Genomic DNA, 18,560 nt, shown 5'->3' with positions numbered 1-18,560 from the left:
CGCTCAGCCCGTGACGGCCGCGCGCACGCGGCCCAGCAGGGCGTCCGCCCGCGCGACGAGACGGTCCGCCCGGTCGACGTCGGTGCGCACGATGCCCTCCAGGCCCTCGTCGCGGAGGGGGCCCAGGTTGGTCTCGAGGGTCACCGCGGCGGCGGTGAGGCCGCCCCGGACGCAGCCGAGCGCCGCACCGACGTCGGAGAGCACGTTCGGGTTCGCCGCGTCCAGCACACGCTCGGCCAGGTCCAGTGCACGCGCGGCGGCATCGACGATCCCGCGGGGTGGCCGGACGGCCTCGGCCAGGGCGGCCTGGATCGCGGCCGAGCGCCGGGCCCGGTCCTCCGGGGTGTCGCGGGGCAGCCCGAACGCCTCGGCCACGGCGCCGAAGCCCCGCTCGTCGCCGTCGGCGAGGCCGAGGCACGCCGCGATCAGGCCCTCCGATGCCCGGGCGTCCTCCTCGGCTGCGCTGAACCGGGCCGCCATGGCCAGCAGTCCGGCGCCCTCGGCGACCGCCAGCGCGCCCGTCGCGCCGCCACCGGGGGTGGGCTCGCCGGAGGCGAGGCGGCCCAGATAGCTGTCGATGCTCTCGTCGCGGATCATGCCCCCACGGTGCCAGACCGGGCCCGACCGCGGCCCGCCCTCAGGCGCGCTCCCAGGACGCGACCGGCCCCGGGACGATCGTGAACAGCGGGTGCACGTCGGGGACGGGCGTGTCCGACCACCGTTCGAGCCAGGCGGGGCTGCGCGCGGCCAGCTTGGCGCACAGGTGACGCCACTCCAGGTCGCGCTGGCCCGTGGTGGCCGGGATCGGTGCGAGACCGGCGGGCGGGATGCGCACGGCGCCGTCGGGGGCGGGGCACGGCCGGTCGATCCGGGAGTGATCGAAGCGATAGCCGCGCGCCGTGGCCTCGGCCTCGAGGCCGGAGAGGAACGCACCGACGGCGCCGGACGGGTCCGGGTGCTCCCGGAACCTCAGCAGCTGCGGGTGGTCCCGATATCCGCGCGTGCGGCCGGCCAGGACGGCCTGCGCGAGCAGGGCCTCGCGCCAGGCGCCCGTCAGGCCCTGGCGGTCGAGGTGGCGGGGATGAAGGGTCCACAGGCGCATGCCCCCATCCTGCCAGCGTGGGGCAACCCGGGGACGTGGGGCTGAAACGTGGCCCGCGCGTGGGGCAGGATGGGTGGACGCGGACGGAGCACACCGACCCGCGTCGACGCACGAGGAGGCCACCATGTCCCAGGAGCAGATCCGCCCACGCCCGTCCGGCGGCGACGACGAGACCGGCGCCGCGGCGGGCCAGGCGCACGTGAAGCCCGCGGCCCAGGACCAGGGCCTGGACAGCCTGCTGGACGAGATCGACTCGGTGCTGGAGTCCAACGCCGAGGAGTTCGTCAAGGGCTTCGTCCAGAAGGGCGGCCAGTGACCGACGCGGACCGCGCCCGCCGGATCTTCGGGCTGGAGACGGAGTACGGCGTCCAGCACTGGAACCCGCAGGGGCGCCCGCTGAGCCCCGAAGAGGTCGTCCGCTATCTCTTCCGGCCCGTCGTCGAGTGGGGGAGGTCCTCGAACGTGTTCGTGGCCAACGGCTCCCGGCTCTATCTCGACGTCGGGTCCCACCCCGAGTACGCGACCGCCGAGTGCTCGACGCTCGACGAGCTCATCGCCTCGGACGGGGCGGGGGACCTGCTGCTGCACGACCTCGTGGTCCAGGCCGAGGAGCGCATGGCCGCGGACGGGGTCGGCGGCCGGATCCACCTCTACCGCAACAATGCCGACTCCTCGGGCAGTTCCTACGGCTCCCACGAGAACTACCTGCTGCGCCGGCGCACCGAGTACCGGCGGCTCACCGAGGCGCTCGTCCCGTTCCTCGTCTCCCGGCAGATCCTCGTGGGCGCGGGCCGCGTCGTGCCCGCCGGCACGTGGCCCGAGGGCGAGGGCCCGGCCCACTTCGCGTTCTCCCAGCGCGCCGACTTCGTGCAGGACGGCGTGTCCTCCTCCACCACGCGGTCCCGGCCGATCATCAACACGCGGGACGAACCGCACGCGGACGCCTCCGAGTACCGGCGCCTCCACGTGATCGTGGGGGACACGAACCTCTCCGAGCACACCCACCTGCTGCGCTTCGGCGCCACCGACCTGCTGCTGCGGATGATCGAGGCGGGCTTCCCGCTCGGGGACCGCGTCGTCGCCCACCCCACCCGCGCGGTGCGGCAGATCTCCCACGACCTCACCGGCACGGCCCGCATCGCGCTCCGCGAGGGGGAGGCCTCCGCGCTCGAGCTGCAGGAGCACTACCTCGAGCGGGCCCGCGCCTTCGTCGCCGCGGAGGGTGCCCACCACGACCGGGTGGGGGAGATCCTCACCCTGTGGGGCGAGGTGCTCGACGCCGTCCGCACCGGTGACCGGTCCCGCATCGAGGACCGCATCGACTGGGCGATCAAGCTGCGCCTGCTGGAGGACTACCGGGCCCGCCACGACCTGGGCTGGGACGCGCCCCGCCTCGCCCAGCTGGACCTGGCCTTCCACGACATCGACCCCGACCGGGGGCTGTTCCGCATGCTGCTGCGGCGCGGCGCCGTCGCGCGCCTGCTGCCCGAGGACGCCGCCCGGTCCGCCGTGGAGACCGCCCCGCCCACCACCCGGGCCCGCGTGCGCGCGGACTTCGTGGCCCGTGCCCGGGAGCGCGGCCTGGACTACGCCGTCGACTGGACGACCCTGAAGCTCACCGACCATCCGCTGCACGCGATCGTGACGAAGGACCCGTTCGACACGTCGTCGGCCGCCGTCGACCGGCTGTTCGAGCGGATCGCCTGACAGCGCGCGTCCAGGACGCGCCGTTAGGGTGACCCGCATGAGTTCGTTCGAGACCCCCCAGCCCCCGACGGCCCGCCGCCGTCGCCGCCTGCTGCCGCTGCTGTCCCTCGGCGCCGCGGGCCTGATGCTGGCCACCGCCTGCGCCACCGGCGACGACGGCGCGGACCAGCCCCACCGCGACACCGCGTCGGCCTCCACGTCGGCCGCCCCCGAGCGGGCGGCCGTCGGCGAGGGCCAGGGGGAGCCGGACGCCCTGACGGGTGTCACCTTCACGGAGGGCGACGGCGGGGCGCCGACGGTCGAGATCGACGGGGAGATCGACACCGACCAGCCCACCACGCGGGTGCTGACCGCCGGCGAGGGGGAGCAGGTGCAGGAGGGCGACGTCCTGAAGATGTCGATCGCCGTCGTCGATCCGGCCAGCGGCGAGGTGGTCGCCGAGAACTTCAGCGGCGAACCGGAGGCCGTGCCCGTGGACGACCAGCTCAAGTCCATGAACCCGGAGATCCACGAGATGCTGGTGGGCAGCGGTGCCGGCACGATCGTCGCCGCGTACAGCCCCGAGTACGACGTCCCCGTCCCGCAGACCGAGAGCGCGTCGCCGAGCGCCTCCCCCTCCACCCAGACGCAGCCCGCCCAGCTGTTCGTCTACAAGATCGACGCCATCCTGCCGAAGCAGGCCGAGGGCGAGGAAGTGACCGAGCGGGACGAGCGCCTGCCCGACGTCACCGTGGACGAGCAGAGCGGCCGGCCGAGCATCGCGAAGCCCGACGGCGAGGCGCCCCAGGAGCTGGTGGTCCAGTCCCTGATCGAGGGCGAGGGCCGCGAGGTCGGCGCGGACGACACCGTGACCGTGCAGTACGAGGGCGTGACGTGGTCCGACGGCGAGGTCTTCGACTCGTCCTGGGAGACGGGCCAGGCCATCACGTTCTCCCTCAACCAGGTCATCGAGGGCTGGAAGGAGGGTCTGGCCGGCCAGAAGGTGGGCTCGCGCGTCCTCCTGTCGATCCCGGCCGAGAAGGCCTACGGTGAGCAGGGCAGCCCGCCGGCCATCGGCGAGAACGAGCCCCTGCTGTTCGTGGTGGACATCCTGGACGCCCAGGCGCCCGCCACCGAGTCGGCGAACTGACCCCGTCCACGAGAACCCCAGAGGAGAGCACCGTGTCCTTCGGACAGCGCGACTACGACCGCACCAAGCCCGAGATCGACTTCCCGGGCGAGACCCCGCCCACCGAGCTCGTGGTGGAGGACCTGATCGAGGGCTCCGGCCCGGCCGTCGAGGCCGGCTCCCGCGTGCAGGTCCACTACGTGGGCGTGGCCTGGTCCACCGGCGAGGAGTTCGACGCCTCGTGGAACCGCGGCACCCCGCTGCCCCTGACCGTCGGCGTCGGCCAGGTCATCGCCGGCTGGGACCAGGGCCTGCTCGGCATGAAGGTCGGCGGCCGCCGCCGCCTCGAGATCCCGCCGCACCTGGGCTACGGCGCCCGCGGCGCCGGCTCCGCGATCGGGCCGAACGAGACGCTCATCTTCGTCTGCGACCTCGTCTCGGTCGACTGACCCCGGGCCCCGTGACCCCACCCGCCCCGCGGCGCGCCGGCGACGAGGCCGCCGAGCGCATCATCTCGCTGCTGTGGCTGCTGCTCTCGGCGCCGCACGGCCTCGAGCGTGACCGGATCCGACGGCAGGTCGTCGGCTACGAGGGGCTCACGGACGCCGCCTTCGAGAAGCTCTTCCAGCGGGACCGCCGCGTGCTGCGCGCCGTGGGGGTCCCGCTGGAGACGCTCGAGCCCGCCGGCTTCGACGAGGGCGAGGCGGGGGTGCGGCACCGCGTCGTCCGCGATGCGCTGCTGCTGCGCGACCTCGACCTGACCGTGGACGAGCGCCGCGCCCTCGTGCGGGCGCGGCGCCTGTGGGGCGACTCGCCGCTGCGCGCCGACGTCGTCCGCGCCGTGGGCCTGCTGTTCCAGCCGGCCACCGACCTCACGGGCGATGACGAGCTGGCCGGGTACCACACCCTCATGCCCCGGGCCGACCCCCGGCTCGAGGCCCTCACCCAGGCCGTGGCCGACGAGGCCGTGCTGCGCTTCCCCTATCGCGACGCGCGGGGGCGGGCCACCCGGCGCACCGTGCGGGCCTGGTTCCTCACCCTCGTGCGCGGCCGCTGGTACCTCACCGGCTGGGACCTCGACCGCGGCGCCGAGCGCAGCTTCCGGCTCACCCGGATGGAGGGGGAGCCGCGCCGCGTCGAGCGGGCGACGGACGCCCCCGGCCGTCCCGAGGACCACGACCACGCCGGCCTCGTGGCGCGCCTGGCCGGGCAGGCCGACGCCGAGCGGGTCCGGGTGTGGCTCGCGCCCGGCCGGGGTCAGGGCGTCCGCGCGGTCGGTGAGCCGGCCGAGCCCCGCGTCGAGGACGGCGCCGCACCGGGACCCGACTGGGAGCTCTGGGAGGCCCCCGCCGGGCCGCGCGAGGACGGCCTCGCCGCGGAGATCGGCGGCCTGCTGGGCTGCGCCGTGCCCTCGGCCGCGCACCCGGACCTGACCGACCGCGTCCGTGCGGGCCTGGCCGCCGCGGCGGAGGCCCACGCCGGCCCCGCCGACCCGGCCCTGCTCGAGGTGGCGCTCGCCGCGCCCGTCCGGCGCCGCGCCCGCGACTCGAGCGAGGACCTCGTGGGCCGCCTGCTGGACATCGTGGGGCTGGCCAACCGGGCCGGTGGGGTGGACCGGGCGGAGCTGCGCGCCCGCCTCGGCATCACCGACGAGCACCTCGACGCCGACCTCGAGACGCTGCGCTACTGCGGCATGCCCGAGCGCGACTTCCCGGGCTTCCAGTTCGAGGTGGCGGAGGTGGCCGGCCGCGTCCACGTGGAGCGCGCCGCCGACCTGGCCGGTCCCGTGCGGCTGACGCGCCCCGAGGCGCACAGCCTCGTCGCCGCCCTGCAGACGGTCGCGGACCTGCCGGTGCTGGACGACGCCGACCGCGAGGCCGCCCGCTCCGCCCAGCGCCGGATCCGCGCCGCGGTCCTGGACGCGGGGGCCCCGGATGCGGACGACGCGGACGACGCCGCCCTCCGGGAGGCCGAGGCGCACACCGCCGGTGAGCCCCCGGTCGCCGTCGCCGCCCACTGGGACGTGGCCGTGGACCCCGCGACGGTGCGCATCCTGCTGGCCGCCGTGGCGGAGCGGGCCGTCGTGCACCTGACCTACCGCTCCGTGCATGCCGACGCCCTCACCGAGCGGGACGTGGAGCCGCTGGCCCTGGTGCAGGACGGGGCGCGCCTCTACCTGCAGGCGTGGTGCCGTCGCGCCGAGGACCACCGGGTGTTCCGGGTGGACCGGATCAGCGCGCCCGCACCCACGGGGGAGACGTTCGCGTCCCGGGCCCAGCCCGCGCGCTGGCGGGTCCATCCCGACGACGCCGCGGGGGTGCCCGTGCTGCTGCGCTGGGCCCATCCCGTCCGCGACGCGGCCGCCGGCTACCGCCCGGACGCCCAGGCCGACCTGCCCGACGGCGACCGGCTCACCCGGGTGCATCTGACCGACGCCGGCGTGGCGGCCGCGCTGGTCGGACGCCACGGCGGCGCCGTCGAGGTGCTGGCCCCCGCCGACCTCCGGACGACCGTGGCGGACGCGCTGGGCGATGCCCTCGCGGCCCTGCCGGCGCGGTAGCCTGGACCCCGGAACCCCATCGAAAGGACCCTTCATCATGGCTGGACTCCAGGGCTGGCAGCTCGTCATCATCATCCTGCTTGCGATCCTGCTCTTCGCGGCGCCGAAGCTGCCCGCGATGGCCCGCAACCTCGGCCAGTCGATGCGCATCTTCTCCTCCGAGGTGAAGCAGATGCGCACCGAGGGCAAGGGCACCACGGACGAGCGCTCCGGCGCCGGTTCCACCGCCGCGGACGAGCCGGTCGAGGGCCGCGTCGTCGAGCGTGACGAGACCGACCCGCGCGACCCGCGCTGAGCCGGAAGGACCCCCACCCGATGACCGAGGTCGACGAGGTCGCCCGCCGCACCCGGCGCCGCCGGAAGCGGCGGGACAACCCCACCGGCGAGATGCCGCTGCGCGAGCACCTCACGGAGCTGCGCAACCGACTGCTGAAGTCGGCGCTCGCCGTCGCCGTCGGCATGGTGATCGGCTTCCTCGTCTACCAGCCGGTCATGGCGGAGCTGTTCCGCCCGGTCAAGGAGATCGCCAGCCAGGGACACACGGCGGCCGTCGCCTATGACACGGTGGCCTCGCCGTTCGACCTCATGCTCAAGGTCAGCATGTTCATCGGGCTCATCCTGTCCAGCCCGGTCTGGCTCTACCAGATCTGGGCATTCATCGTGCCGGGTCTGAAGAAGGCCGAGAAGAAGTACGCCCTGGGCTTCATCGCCGCGGCCGTGCCCCTGTTCATCTTCGGCATCGCGCTGGGGTGGCTCGTGATGCCGCAGGCCGTCCAGTTCTTCGTGGGCTTCACTCCCGAGGGCGGCGCGAACCTCCCGACGGCGTCGGTGTACATCAGCTTCGTCACGCGTCTCTACCTCGCGTTCGGCGTGGCCATGGTCCTGCCGGTGCTGCTGGTGGGACTGAACATGCTCGGCATCCTGCCGGGCCGCACGATCGTCCACCACTGGCGCATCACCGTCTTCGTGATCATGCTGATCGCCGCGATCGCCGCCCCCGGTGCGGACGCCATCTCCATGTTCTACATGGCGATCCCGCTCGTCGTCCTCTTCGGCGTGGCCATCGTCCTGTGCCTGTGGGGGGACCGTCGTCGTGACCGCCGCTCGGGGCAGCGCGAGGTGGACGTCGAGGCGGAGCTCGCCGAAGGCCCGAAGCCGCTCGATCAGATCTGAGCGTCGTACGCGGCGGCCCTCCCGCCCGGACGCACGACCACGACGGTGTCCGGACCCGCCAGTAGGGTGGGGCCATGGCCCACCATCCCGCGTCCGCGACCCCGCACGACGAGCCCGAGCTGAGCCCGGCGGAGCGCTACGCCCGTGCCCGGGCGGCCCGGCACCACGCCGGCTCCGAGCTCGGCCGGTTCGCCGCACGCGTGGGCTTCCCCCTCGACGACTTCCAGCGCCGCGCGTGCGCCGAGGTGGAGGACGGCCACGGCGTCCTCGTCGCGGCGCCCACCGGCGCCGGCAAGACGGTGGTCGGCGAGTTCGCCGTCCATCTGGCCCTGGCCCGCGGCACGAAGGCGTTCTACACCACCCCCATCAAGGCTCTCAGCAACCAGAAGCACGCGGACTTCGCCCGCGTGCACGGTGCGGAGAACGTCGGCCTGCTCACGGGGGACACCTCCGTCAACCCGGATGCGCCCGTCGTCGTGATGACCACCGAGGTGCTGCGCAACATGCTGTACGCGCAGTCCGACACCCTCATCGACCTCGGCTTCGTCGTCATGGACGAGGTCCACTACCTCGCCGACCGGTTCCGGGGCCCGGTGTGGGAGGAGGTCATCATCCACCTGCCCGAGCACGTGCAGCTGATCTCCCTGTCCGCCACGGTGTCCAACGCCGAGGAGTTCGGCGCCTGGCTCGACACGGTCCGGGGCGCCACCACCGTGATCGTCTCCGAACACCGGCCGGTGCCGCTGTGGCAGCACGTCATGGCCGGGGGCCGGCTCTACGACCTGTTCGCCGAGGACATCGCCTTCGAGGACACCGCGGACCGGGACGGGGAGGCCCTGCTCAACCCCGAGCTCAAGCGCCTGGGGGAGGAGACCGAGCGCCGGTTCCAGCGCGCGGACTGGGGACGGCCCGGGCGGCAGCAGCACCGCGACGGGCGCGGGGGCGGCCCGAAGGGCCGGGTCAGGGGCGGCCGACGCACGACTCGCGACGGCGGCCGGGGCCGGAACGGCTCCTCCGCGCTGGACCGGGAGCGGCCGGTCTCCGGTCGGCCGGGCGGTCACGACGGCGGCCAGCGGCGCGGACCGCGGCTGTCCACGTCGCGCCCAGAGATGATCCGGGCCCTCGACCGCGACGGGCTGCTGCCGTGCATCACCTTCATCTTCTCCCGGACCGGCTGCGACGCCGCCGTGGAGCAGTGCCTCCGGGCCGGGCTCGACCTCACCACGGCGCGGGAGAAGGCGCTCGTGGCCGAGCGGGTCGAGGAGGCGGCGCGTCTGCTGCCCGTCGAGGACCTGGAGATCCTCGGGTTCTGGGCGTGGCGCGACGGCCTGTCCCGGGGCTTCGCGGCCCACCACGCCGGCATGCTGCCCCCGTTCAAGGAGGCCGTCGAGGACCTGTTCGCCGCCGGCGCGCTCAAGGCCGTGTTCGCCACGGAGACCCTCGCCCTCGGCATCAACATGCCGGCCCGCTCCGTGGTGATCGAGAAGCTGGTCAAGTTCAACGGCGAGAACCACGTCGACATCACGCCGGGGGAGTACACCCAGCTGACGGGCCGGGCGGGCCGCCGCGGCATCGACGTCGAGGGCCACGCCGTGGTGATGTGGCGTCCCGGGCTGGACCCGGCCGCCGTCGCGGGCCTGGCCTCGCGCCGCACCTACCCGCTGCGCTCCTCGTTCCGGCCTACCTACAACATGTCCGCGAACCTGCTGGCACAGGTCGGGGCGGAGCGGGCACGGGGCATCCTCGAGTCCTCGTTCGCCCAGTTCCAGGCGGACCGCTCCGTGGTGGGGCTGGCCCGCGAGGTCCGCTCGAAGCAGGCCAGCCTCGAGAAGTACGAGGAGGCCATGCAGTGTCACCTCGGCGACTTCGCCGAGTACCTCACCCTGCGCAAGGAGCTCGCGGCCGCGGAGAAGTCCGGCTCGCAGGGGCGCCGTCGGGCCCACCTGGCCGCCGTGAAGGACTCGCTCGCGAACCTCGCGGTCGGGGACGTCGTCGAGCTCGACGCCGGCCGCGCGCTCGGCCGGGCCGTCGTCGTGTTCCCCGCCGGCAACCTCCAGAACCCGCGCGTCGGCGTCGTGACGGACAAGGCGCAGCTGCGCCGCATCACGGTGGACGACGTCGCCGGGCCGGTCGAGCCGGTGGCCGGCGCCGCCCTGCCCCAGGTGGTGCAGGTGAAGACGCCCGCGCAGCGCAAGGACGTCGCCGCGCTCATGCGCGAGGCCGTGCGCACGGGCCGCCCGCCCGCCGGAGGCCGCCGCACGGCGGGCTTCCGCCTCCGGGAGGACCCGGCCGCGCCCCGGGTCGAGGAGCTGCGCCGGGCACTGCGCCGCCACCCGTGCCACGGCTGCCAGGACCGCGAGGAGCACGCCCGCTGGGGCGACCGCTGGTGGGCCATGCGGCGGGAGGTCTCCGTCCTGCGGGAGCGCATCGCGGGCCGCACCAACACCATCGCCCGCACGTTCGACCGCGTCGTCGGTCTGCTGCGCGCCTACGGCTACGTCCAGGAGGACGCGTCCTCGCCCCGCGCGGCGCTCACGGAGCGCGGCGAGGCCCTGCGCCGGATCTACGGCGAGCGGGACCTGTTCACCTCGCTGGTGCTGCAGGATCCGGCCACGGACGGCTTGACGCCGGAGGAGTGGGCCGCCGTCGCCGCGCTGCTCGTGTACCAGGGCAGGGGGGAGGCCGAGCCCGGACTGGTCCCGATGCCGACCCCGCGGCTCGCGCGCGTCGCGGAGGCCGCCGAGCGCATCGAGGAGCGCCTGCGCACGGACGAGGCCCAGGCCCGGCTCGAGCCGACGCCCCGGACGGACCCCGGGCTGGTGGCACCCATGCACCGCTGGGTGCGGGGCGCCACCCTGCGCCGCACCCTTGACGGCGCGGACCTCGCCGCGGGCGACTTCGTCCGCTGGGCGCGGCAGGTCATCGACGTGCTGGGCCAGCTGGCCAACGTCCCCGGGGACACCCGTCGCAGCCGTGCCTGCCGCCGGGCCGCGGACCTCGTCTCCCGCGGCGTCGTGGCCACCTCGCTGCCGGCGGCCTCGGCGCCGCGCGCGGACGAGGACTGACACGGGCTAGGGTGGGCGGGTGAGCGCACACCTGTTGACCCGCGGCATCATCCACTCGACGACGGACCCGTACGCACAGGCGCTGCTGGTCCGGGACGGGATGATCGCCTGGCTCGGCGCGGACGACTCCGCGGACCGCGTGGCCGACCCGGGTGACGAACGGCGGGACCTCGACGGCGCCGTCGTCGTGCCCGTGTTCGTCGAGCCGCTGGCCCGGCCCGCGGACGCGCGGGACGCGCTGAGCCGCGGCACCGCCGTCGTGACGGTCCTGGCCGGGCCCGAGGACACGGGCGCCGCGCCCGCCGACGAGGACGTCCAGACCGTCGTCTACCGGCACGCCGACCGCGTGGACGCCGAGGCGGCCGGGGTGTGGCTGCCCGTCGGGACCGACACCGACCCCGCCACGCTCACCGGCCTCCTGACGGCCTCGACCCAGGCGGGGGAGCAGGCCTACCTCGTCCCCAACGGCGGTGCGGACGCCGGGCCCGCCGCCCAGGACGTGGCCCTGACCGCCCTGCGCTCGGTCGCGGAGGAACTCGGCACCGCCGCCCTGGGCCGCGTGCGCCATCGGCTCGTGGTCACCCACCCGGTCACCGCCGAGGACCGCGCCTTCCTGGCCGCCGCCGGGGTCAGCGCCACCGTCGTCCCCGACGCGGACGGCGTGCTGCACGCCCCCGTGGCGAGCCTGCTGGCCGACGCCGTCACCGTGTGCCTGGGCGCCGGCCCGGCCGGGGACCCGTGGGCCGCCGTCCGGTCGGCGCTGTCCCACCCCGACCCGGACGAGCGCATCTCCGCCCGCTCCGCCTTCGCCGCCGCGACCCGCACCCCGCTGCGCGCGCTGCCCGACGCTCCGGCGGCACGCCTGTCCGTCGCCCCGCGCCTGAGCGTGTCGGCCCCGGCCGTGTTCGGCGTCTGGGACGCCGACGCGGTCGCTGTGCAGTCGCCGGACGGCCGGGTGGCGGCGTGGAGCACGGACACCCGGGCCGGCACGCCGCTGCTGCCGGCCCTCGACGCCGAGACCGCCCTGCCCCGCTGGCGGGCCACCTGGGTGGACGGCCGGATCGCCGCGGAGGACGTGGCCCGCGACGCTCACGACGCCGCGACGCCGGCCTGAGACCTCCGCTTCCTATACTCGAACGGATGCGATGGCCCGTCCGACCGGCGGGCCGCCCCCACGACCCCGGCCGGAAGGCGAGAACCGCACATGCGCGTGCTGACCATCATCCCCACGTACAACGAGATCGAGTCGCTGCCGCTGACCCTCGGCCGACTCCGTGACGCCGTCCCGGAGTCCGACGTTCTCGTGGTGGACGACGCCTCCCCGGACGGCACCGGCGACTGGGCCGACGCCCGCGCCGCCGAGGACCCCTCCGTGCACGTGCTGCACCGCACCACCAAGGACGGCCTGGGCGGCGCCTACATCGCCGGGTTCCGCTGGGGCCTGGAGCGCGGCTACGACGTCCTGGTCGAGATGGACGCGGACGGCTCGCACCAGCCCGAGCAGCTGCCGCGCCTGCTGGAGGCCGTCCGCACTGCGGACCTGGTGATCGGCTCGCGCCGCGTGCCGGGCGGCAAGATGGTGAACTGGCCGACCTCCCGCAAGATGATCTCGTGGGCCGGCTCCCTGTACCCGCGGATCATGCTCGGCCTCAACCTGACGGACATCACGGCGGGCTACCGCGCCTACCGGGCCGACACGCTCCGTGCGATCGACCTGGACGCGATCGAGTCCAAGGGCTACGGGTTCCAGGTGGACATGACCTTCCGCACGGCCCGCCTCGGCAAGCGGATCGTCGAGGTCCCGATCACGTTCGTGGAGCGTGAGCTCGGCGAGTCCAAGATGAGCGGCGGCATCATCGGCGAGGCCGTGGTCAACGTGACCCGGTGGGGCCTGGCCGCGCGCTGGGAGGGCCTGCGCGCCCGCCTCGGCCTGTGAGGCGCACAGCCCCCGAACGACGACGGGGCCGGATCCATGGCGGATCCGGCCCCGTCGTGCATGGGGGAGCGGCGGGTCAGGCGTCGACCTCCTCGCCGCGGCTGGCGCGCAGCTTGTTGAGCTGGATCTTGTAGGTCTCCTCCAGCTCCTCGAGGCTGCGGCGCTCACGCAGCATGTCCCAGTGGGTGCGCACGGGCTTGCCCTCGGTCTCAGCCGGCTTCTCGCCGCTGACGAGGAACGCCTCCTTGCCGGTCTTCGAAGTCCAGGTGGCCGGCACGTCCGCCTCCACGGAGAAGGTCACGAACACCTGCTCGCCGTCCTCCGTGCGGTACTCCACCCGCTGCCGGGCGGCGGGCTCGACGCCGGCCTCGGACTCCAGGGACTGCGCGCCCAGGCGCATGCCCCGCAGGCTGCGATCGCTCACGTTTCCTCCTCGTCAGGCCGCGCCGAGGCCCGCGCGGGGGCGCGGGCCGATCGAGGCGCGGCGGGTCGTTCTCACCGATGGAACCATTCAGTGTCCCACAGCATTCCCGTCGGCCTCGCCGGCCGGGCGGGTGCCGGGGGTGCGGCCGGCCGACGGGTCGGGCTCGATCTCCTGCGGCGTGGCCAGGGCCTCGTCGAGCGAGGTCTGCGGCATGTCCTCCGCCGTCACCGCGCCCGCGGTCATCGCGTCCATGACGCCGCTGGCGCGCAGGGCGTCCGCGGTGGTGGGACGGGACCCACGCGGCCGACGCGCGCGCTCCGGGGTGACGCCGGAGTGCTCGGCTCCCGGCTCGCCCGCGCGGTCCCCGGAGTCCCGACGCCGGGGTGCGCGCTCCGGGGTGGGGCGGTCGCCGTCGCCGGGGGCGAACGCCTCACCGAGGCCCTGCAGGGCGCGGGTGAGCTCGGCGGGGACCACGAACATGGTGTTGGCCTGGCCGTCGGCGATCTTGGGCAGGGACTGCAGGTACTGGTAGGCCAGGACCTCGGAGTCGGCGCCGCCGGAGTGGATGGCGTCGAAGACCACCTCGATCGCCTCGGCCTCGGCGTTGGCGCGCAGCACGCGTGCCTGAGCCTCGCCCTCGGCGGAGAGGATCTGGGACTGGCGCTCGCCCTCGGCCGTGAGGATGGCGGCCTGCTTCGTGCCCTCGGCGGTGAGGATGGCGGCGCGGCGGTCGCGCTCGGCGCGCATCTGCTTCTCCATCGAGTCCTGGATGGACATGGGCGGGTCGATGGCCTTGAGCTCCACCCGCGAGACCCGCAGGCCCCAGCGCGTGGTGGCGTCGTCCAGCACGCCGCGCAGCTGGGAGTTGATGGAGTCGCGAGAGGTCAGCGCCTCCTCGAGGTTCATGCCGCCCACGACGTTGCGCAGGGTGGTGGTGGTGAGCTGCTCCACCGCGTGGATGTAGTTGGCGATCTCATAGGTCGCGGCCTTGGCGTCCGTGACCTGGAAGTAGACGACCGTGTCGATGGAGACGACGAGGTTGTCCTCGGTGATCACCGGCTGGGGCGGGAAGGAGACGACCTGCTCGCGCATGTCCACCATCGGGAGCATGCGGTCCACGAACGGGATGATCAGGGTCAGCCCGGCGCCGGCCGTGCGGTTGTACTTGCCGAGGCGTTCGATGTTGGCCGTCCGCGCCTGCGGGATGATCTTGACCGAGGAGGCCACGATCACCGCCGCGAGGACGGCGAGGACGACGAGGACGATGAGGGTTTCCATCGGGGTCCCTTCTTCTGGGGTCGGTGCGGTCGGTGCGGTCGGTGCGGTCGGAACGAGGACGTGGGGCGGCTCAGGCGCCGTCCGCCTCCCAGTCGATGCGGGGGAGCGGGCGGACCACCAGGGTGGCCCCGTCGATGCGCAGGACGGTCACCTCGTCGCCGGGGGCGACCTCGGGCGCCCCGGGCTCGACGCGGGCGGACCAGGTGTCGCCGTCGACGGCGAGCGTGCCGGCGTCGCCGGTGATCGCGCCCTGGGCCGCGACGCGGCGCCCCGGAAGCGTGTCCAGGTAGGAGGCGCCGGCGCCGGTGTCCTTGCGCAGGTGGCGCAGCGCGACGGGGCGCACGGCGGCGAGCATCAGCAGGGCGACGGCGGCGAACGCCGCGAGCTGGAGCGCCAGCGGGCCGCCCACGAGCGCGACCACTCCCGCCGCGCCGGCCCCGGCGGCGATCATCAGGAAGACGAGGTCGAGGGTCAGCAGCTCGACGCCGGCCAGGCCGGCGGCCAGCACCAGCCACAGCCAGCCCGCGTTCGCCTCGATCCACTCCATGCGTGCGCTCCCCTCCGTGTCGGGTGCGCGGACGGGTCTGCCGCGCGTCGACGTGTGATCCCCATCCTGCCCTACGCAGTGGCGTTGGACACAGCGTGTCCCCAGGCGGTCCTGGAAGGAGGGAGCTACCGCCCGGTAATGTGAGTTGCATGACATCTTCACCCGTCGCGGTCTCGCCCCTGCTCCAGCCGATCACTCTGGGCCCCCTCACGCTGCCCAACCGGGTGGTCATGGCCTCGATGCACATGGGACTGGAGGACCGGCACGACGACCTGCCGCAGCTGGCGGCGTTCTACGCGGAGCGGGCACGCGGCGGCGTCGGACTCATCGTCACCGGCGGCCTGGGCGTCGTCCCGGAGGGCACGGTGACGCTGGGCGGGGGGATGTTCGCCAGCGAGGAGGACGCGCGCGCCCATCGCGTCGTCACGGACGCCGTCCACGCCGCCGGGGGCAGGATCCTCGCCCAGCTGCTGCACGCCGGGCGCTACGCCCCCAGCCCCGACCTGGTCTCGGCCTCCGCGGTGCGAGCGCCGATCTCGCGGCACACGCCCCGGGAGATGACGGCCGCGGACATCGAGCGGACCGTGAACGCGTTCGCACGCGCGGCCACGTTGGCCCTGGAGGCCGGATACGACGGCGTGGAGATCATGGCCTCGGAGGGCTACCTCCTCAACCAGTTCCTCGCCCCGGCGACGAACCGACGCGCGGACGAGTACGGGGGCGACGCCGAGCGCCGACGCCGGTTCCCGGCGGCGGTGGTCGCGGCCGTGCGCGAGGCGCTGGGGGAGCGCGGCGTGCTCTCGGTGCGCACCTCGGCGGCGGACCTGGTCCCCGACGGGCAGACGCGCGCGGAGATCGCGGACACCGCCCGGGCCTTCGAGGCTGCCGGAGCGGACGTCCTGATGACCGGCATCGGGTGGCACGAGTCGCGTGTGCCGACCATCGTGACCTCCGTGCCGCGCGCCGCGTTCCTCGCCGCCTCGGCTGACCTGACCGCCGCCGTCGACATCCCCGTGATCGCCTCCAACCGGCTGACCACCCCCGCCGAGGCGGAGGAGGCGCTCACGTCCGGGGCCGCCGCGCTCGTCGGGCTGGCCCGGCCCCTGCTGGCGGACCCCGAGTGGATGGCCGCGATCAGCGACCCGCGCGCTCGGACCCTGACCCCGTGCATTGCCTGCAACCAGGCCTGCCTCGACCACGTGTTCACCGGGGCCAAGGTCTCGTGCCTGATGAACCCCCGCGCCGGGCGGGAGACGGAGCCGGAGTACGCCGCGCCCGTCCCGGTGGCCCTCGGCCGCCGACGCCGGATCGCCGTGGTCGGCGCCGGGCCGGCGGGCCTGACGGCCGCGGAGCGCGCAGCCCGGTTCGGGCACGAGGTCACCCTGTTCGACCGGCACGCCGAGCCCGGTGGCCAGTTCCGGCTCGCCCGGCGCATCCCCGGCAAGGAGGAGTTCGGTCCCGCGCTGGAGCACCTGGCGGCCCGCGCGGCGGCATCCGGGGTGACGCTCGTGACCGGGGAGGAGGTGTCCGCACAGACACTCCTCACGGACGATGGGCGGCCGGGCTACGACGAGGTGCTCCTCACCACCGGCGTGCGGCCCCGGCCCGTCGCTCTGCCCGGGACGGGGGAGCCGGGTGCGCCCGCCGTCCATGCGTACGACGACGTGGTCCTGGGCCACGTCGACGTCGGTCCGCGCGTCGCGGTGATCGGCGCCGGCGGCGTGGGCGTGGATGTCGCCGAGGCCCTGGCGGCCGGCACGGAACGGCCGGACGGGACACCCGAGACGCAGGAGCACTGGCGGGCCCGCTGGGGCGTGGCCCTGACCGCGGAGACGCCGGGCCAGCTGACGAAGCCGGCCGCGGCCCACCCCGGACGCGAGGTCCACCTGCTCCAGCGCAGCCCCGGACCGATCGGCGTCCGACTGCGCCCCACCACCGGCTGGGTGCACCGCGCCGAGCTGCGGCGGCACGGGGTCCACCTGCACTCCGGTGTGACCTACGAGGGCCTCGGCCCCGACGGCCTGCGCGTGACCGCGCCGTCCCCGGAGGACCCCGAGGCCCGCGTGGCGCTGACCCTGGACGTGACGGACGTCGTCGTGTGCGCCGGGCAGGAGTCCGAGACGGATCTCGTCGAGGACCTGGTGGCCGCGGGCTACGCGCCGGAGTCGGTGCGTCTGATCGGCGGAGCCGCCGAAGCCCGCGAGCTCGACGCCTACCGGGCCATGGACCACGCCGTGCGGGCCGTGCAGGGCTGAACGGCGCCGCCGGCCGGCGGGCCCTCGCGGGCGAGCGACGTCGGGGCTACGGTCGGGGCATGGCTCTCATCTACACCGCACGCCTGGACCCGGACAAGCCCGAATGGATCCGCCGCCGCCTCGTGGCGCACGGACTGCCCGAGGACGTGACCGCCGAGAAGGTCGGCTCGTACCGGTTCGACGATCCCACCGGCGAGATCGGCGTCGAGTCGATGCTCGTGCGCGTGGGGGACCGGCTCTACCAGACTGCGTTCGCCTACCGAGGCGACGCACCCGCCGAGGGGGACGTCGTGGCCGAGGTGGAGCACTCCGTCCTGGGACACCGCTGGGTCGTGGACGCCGCCACCGACCCGGACGCGCGCCGTATCCTCGCGGCCGCCGTGCGCGGCGAGATCCCGCAGGCCCGGCTCGAGATGCATGACGAGTCCGGGACCTACCTCGAGACGCGCGCCCCGGATCTCACCCTCCGCGTGATCGGCGCCGATGCGACGGGGGAGCTCGAGGTGCCGGTCGAGCTGTCGGAGACGGGCGAGGCGGACGTCGACGGCCCGCGGTGCCTCATCGCCGAGGGAGACGGTGTGCGGGCCGTCGTCGCGCGTCTTACCTGAGGGGCGGTCCGCGCGGTCAGAGGCCGCGCGGACCCCAGGACCGCAGCCGGCGATGGCTGGTGAGCGACATGTACAGCGCGATGCACCAGCCGAGGACGGTCCACCCGGTGAGCAGGTTCACCCAGAACACCGCCCACACGTTGGAACGGCCACGGACGGCGGCGACGGCCCATGGAGCCAGGTAGCCCGCCGTGGCGATGGCCAGGACGACGGCGATCGTCGCGTGCAGGGGGCGGTCGCGCTGGTCGGTCATGATCGTCATGGGTCCAGGCTACGCGCGAGACCCGCCGCGGAGGGCGCCCTGTCCACCGTTCCGCAGTGCGCCGATAATGTACATTATGTCAACTTGCCCGTTCTGCGCCTCCCCTTCGGGGGCCGACCTGTGAGAGGGTCACACGATGGATGACACTTTCTGGGGCATGTCGGCCACGGGCTGGACTGCCTACTACACCCTGCTGACCGCCGGACTCCTTCTGGTCGCCATCGCCGCTGCCTTATACGCCCGGAACCAGGTGCAGATCGCCCGGGCCGCCCAGCGAGAAGCAACTCGCCCGTACATCATCGTGACTGCGGAACCGTCGCCAATCGGCTGGCGGGTCATGGACCTGGTAATCCGAAACATCGGGCAACGCCCTGCGTACAACGTCAAGGTCAGTTTGACCCCAGAGCCTGTCCGGGCCAACGAAACGCCCGGAGCCCCCATCAGCGAAGTGCAGTGGTTAAGAGAACCCATTCCGATGCTTGCTCCAGGTCAGGAGTTGCGCACGTTCTACGACGCCATGGAGGAACGCCTGAAC

General features: G+C 74.4%; 19 protein-coding genes. 13 read left to right on the top strand and 6 right to left on the bottom strand.

Features of this window, described 5'->3' with window-relative positions:
• Positions 1 to 3 precede the first annotated feature (3 nt).
• Together KVS67_RS01040 and KVS67_RS01035 are read right to left on the bottom strand one after the other, a co-directional pair.
• Positions 4 to 597, bottom strand: coding sequence for a cyclodeaminase/cyclohydrolase family protein (locus tag KVS67_RS01040; protein ID WP_082836666.1), 594 nt, complete (start codon positions 595 to 597; stop codon positions 4 to 6).
• Between the two features lie 40 nt (positions 598 to 637).
• A complete protein-coding gene (locus KVS67_RS01035; RefSeq protein ID WP_036315163.1) occupies positions 638 to 1,102 on the bottom strand; it encodes a pyrimidine dimer DNA glycosylase/endonuclease V in 465 nt (154 codons plus the stop codon).
• A 124-nt stretch (positions 1,103 to 1,226) separates the two neighbouring features.
• On the opposite strand from KVS67_RS01035, the gene KVS67_RS01030 reads away from it, so the two are divergent.
• From KVS67_RS01030 to KVS67_RS00985, 10 genes are all read left to right on the top strand, one after another.
• Positions 1,227 to 1,418, top strand: coding sequence for a ubiquitin-like protein Pup (locus tag KVS67_RS01030; protein WP_017488237.1), 192 nt, complete (start codon positions 1,227 to 1,229; stop codon positions 1,416 to 1,418).
• Complete coding sequence (pafA, locus tag KVS67_RS01025) at positions 1,415 to 2,809, top strand: Pup--protein ligase (RefSeq protein WP_063190053.1); 1,395 nt, start codon at positions 1,415 to 1,417, stop codon at positions 2,807 to 2,809. The genes KVS67_RS01030 and pafA overlap by 4 nt, the downstream gene beginning before the upstream one ends.
• Positions 2,810 to 2,846: 37 nt before the next feature.
• The gene (locus tag KVS67_RS01020) at positions 2,847 to 3,938 is read left to right on the top strand and encodes an FKBP-type peptidyl-prolyl cis-trans isomerase (RefSeq protein ID WP_036315158.1); all 1,092 of its coding nucleotides are present in this window, start codon (positions 2,847 to 2,849) and stop codon (positions 3,936 to 3,938) included.
• Positions 3,939 to 3,970: 32 nt separating this feature from the next.
• Positions 3,971 to 4,366, top strand: a complete 396-nt coding sequence (locus KVS67_RS01015; RefSeq protein ID WP_010078659.1) for an FKBP-type peptidyl-prolyl cis-trans isomerase — start codon at positions 3,971 to 3,973, stop codon at positions 4,364 to 4,366.
• Between the two features lie 11 nt (positions 4,367 to 4,377).
• Positions 4,378 to 6,477 (top strand): WYL domain-containing protein, encoded by a 2,100-nt coding sequence (locus KVS67_RS01010; RefSeq protein ID WP_166437581.1) that lies wholly within the window; start codon positions 4,378 to 4,380, stop codon positions 6,475 to 6,477.
• A gap of 37 nt (positions 6,478 to 6,514) precedes the next feature.
• Positions 6,515 to 6,772 carry a twin-arginine translocase TatA/TatE family subunit gene (locus tag KVS67_RS01005; RefSeq protein ID WP_002855080.1) on the top strand — a complete coding sequence of 86 codons (258 nt, stop codon included), beginning with the start codon at positions 6,515 to 6,517 and terminating at the stop codon, positions 6,770 to 6,772.
• 20 nt (positions 6,773 to 6,792) lie between these two features.
• Entirely contained in the window at positions 6,793 to 7,650 is an 858-nt protein-coding gene (gene tatC, locus KVS67_RS01000) for a twin-arginine translocase subunit TatC (protein WP_041103787.1), read from the top strand.
• A gap of 74 nt (positions 7,651 to 7,724) precedes the next feature.
• A complete protein-coding gene (locus tag KVS67_RS00995; RefSeq protein WP_063190049.1) occupies positions 7,725 to 10,715 on the top strand; it encodes an RNA helicase in 2,991 nt (996 codons plus the stop codon).
• A 19-nt stretch (positions 10,716 to 10,734) separates the two neighbouring features.
• Positions 10,735 to 11,829, top strand: a complete 1,095-nt coding sequence (locus KVS67_RS00990) for a hypothetical protein (protein WP_063190044.1) — start codon at positions 10,735 to 10,737, stop codon at positions 11,827 to 11,829.
• Positions 11,830 to 11,919: 90 nt separating this feature from the next.
• Positions 11,920 to 12,651, top strand: a complete 732-nt coding sequence (locus tag KVS67_RS00985; protein WP_036315073.1) for a polyprenol monophosphomannose synthase — start codon at positions 11,920 to 11,922, stop codon at positions 12,649 to 12,651.
• Between the two features lie 76 nt (positions 12,652 to 12,727).
• Here the strand turns inward: KVS67_RS00985 and KVS67_RS00980 are convergent, their stop codons facing one another.
• The 3 genes from KVS67_RS00980 to KVS67_RS00970 all read right to left on the bottom strand — a co-directional run bounded on the left by KVS67_RS00980 (position 12,728) and on the right by KVS67_RS00970 (position 14,900).
• Positions 12,728 to 13,075: an RNA polymerase-binding protein RbpA gene (locus KVS67_RS00980; protein WP_060774975.1), complete on the bottom strand. Its 348-nt coding sequence runs from the start codon at positions 13,073 to 13,075 to the stop codon at positions 12,728 to 12,730.
• 87 nt (positions 13,076 to 13,162) lie between these two features.
• On the bottom strand, positions 13,163 to 14,353 hold the full coding sequence (locus KVS67_RS00975; RefSeq protein WP_063190042.1) for an SPFH domain-containing protein: 1,191 nt from the start codon (positions 14,351 to 14,353) through the stop codon (positions 13,163 to 13,165).
• Between the two features lie 70 nt (positions 14,354 to 14,423).
• On the bottom strand, positions 14,424 to 14,900 hold the full coding sequence (locus KVS67_RS00970; protein WP_020624804.1) for an NfeD family protein: 477 nt from the start codon (positions 14,898 to 14,900) through the stop codon (positions 14,424 to 14,426).
• A 149-nt stretch (positions 14,901 to 15,049) separates the two neighbouring features.
• On the opposite strand from KVS67_RS00970, the gene KVS67_RS00965 reads away from it, so the two are divergent.
• Positions 15,050 to 17,155, top strand: a complete 2,106-nt coding sequence (locus KVS67_RS00965; protein WP_217564702.1) for an NADPH-dependent 2,4-dienoyl-CoA reductase — start codon at positions 15,050 to 15,052, stop codon at positions 17,153 to 17,155.
• A gap of 59 nt (positions 17,156 to 17,214) precedes the next feature.
• Entirely contained in the window at positions 17,215 to 17,763 is a 549-nt protein-coding gene (locus tag KVS67_RS00960; RefSeq protein ID WP_049147365.1) for a hypothetical protein, read from the top strand.
• Positions 17,764 to 17,779: 16 nt separating this feature from the next.
• Here the strand turns inward: KVS67_RS00960 and KVS67_RS00955 are convergent, their stop codons facing one another.
• On the bottom strand, positions 17,780 to 18,025 hold the full coding sequence (locus tag KVS67_RS00955; protein ID WP_002854519.1) for a superinfection immunity protein: 246 nt from the start codon (positions 18,023 to 18,025) through the stop codon (positions 17,780 to 17,782).
• Positions 18,026 to 18,161: 136 nt separating this feature from the next.
• Here KVS67_RS00955 and KVS67_RS00950 point away from each other — a divergent pair.
• On the top strand, positions 18,162 to 18,560 hold a 399-nt coding region (locus KVS67_RS00950), incomplete at its 3' end, for a hypothetical protein (protein ID WP_217564701.1).

Source organism: Micrococcus sp. GbtcB5 (assembly GCF_019091605.1).
Taxonomy (GTDB): Bacteria; Actinomycetota; Actinomycetes; order Actinomycetales; family Micrococcaceae; genus Micrococcus; species Micrococcus luteus.
Note: the sequence above shows the minus strand (reverse complement) of the source record. Positions and strands in the feature narration are given on the sequence as shown.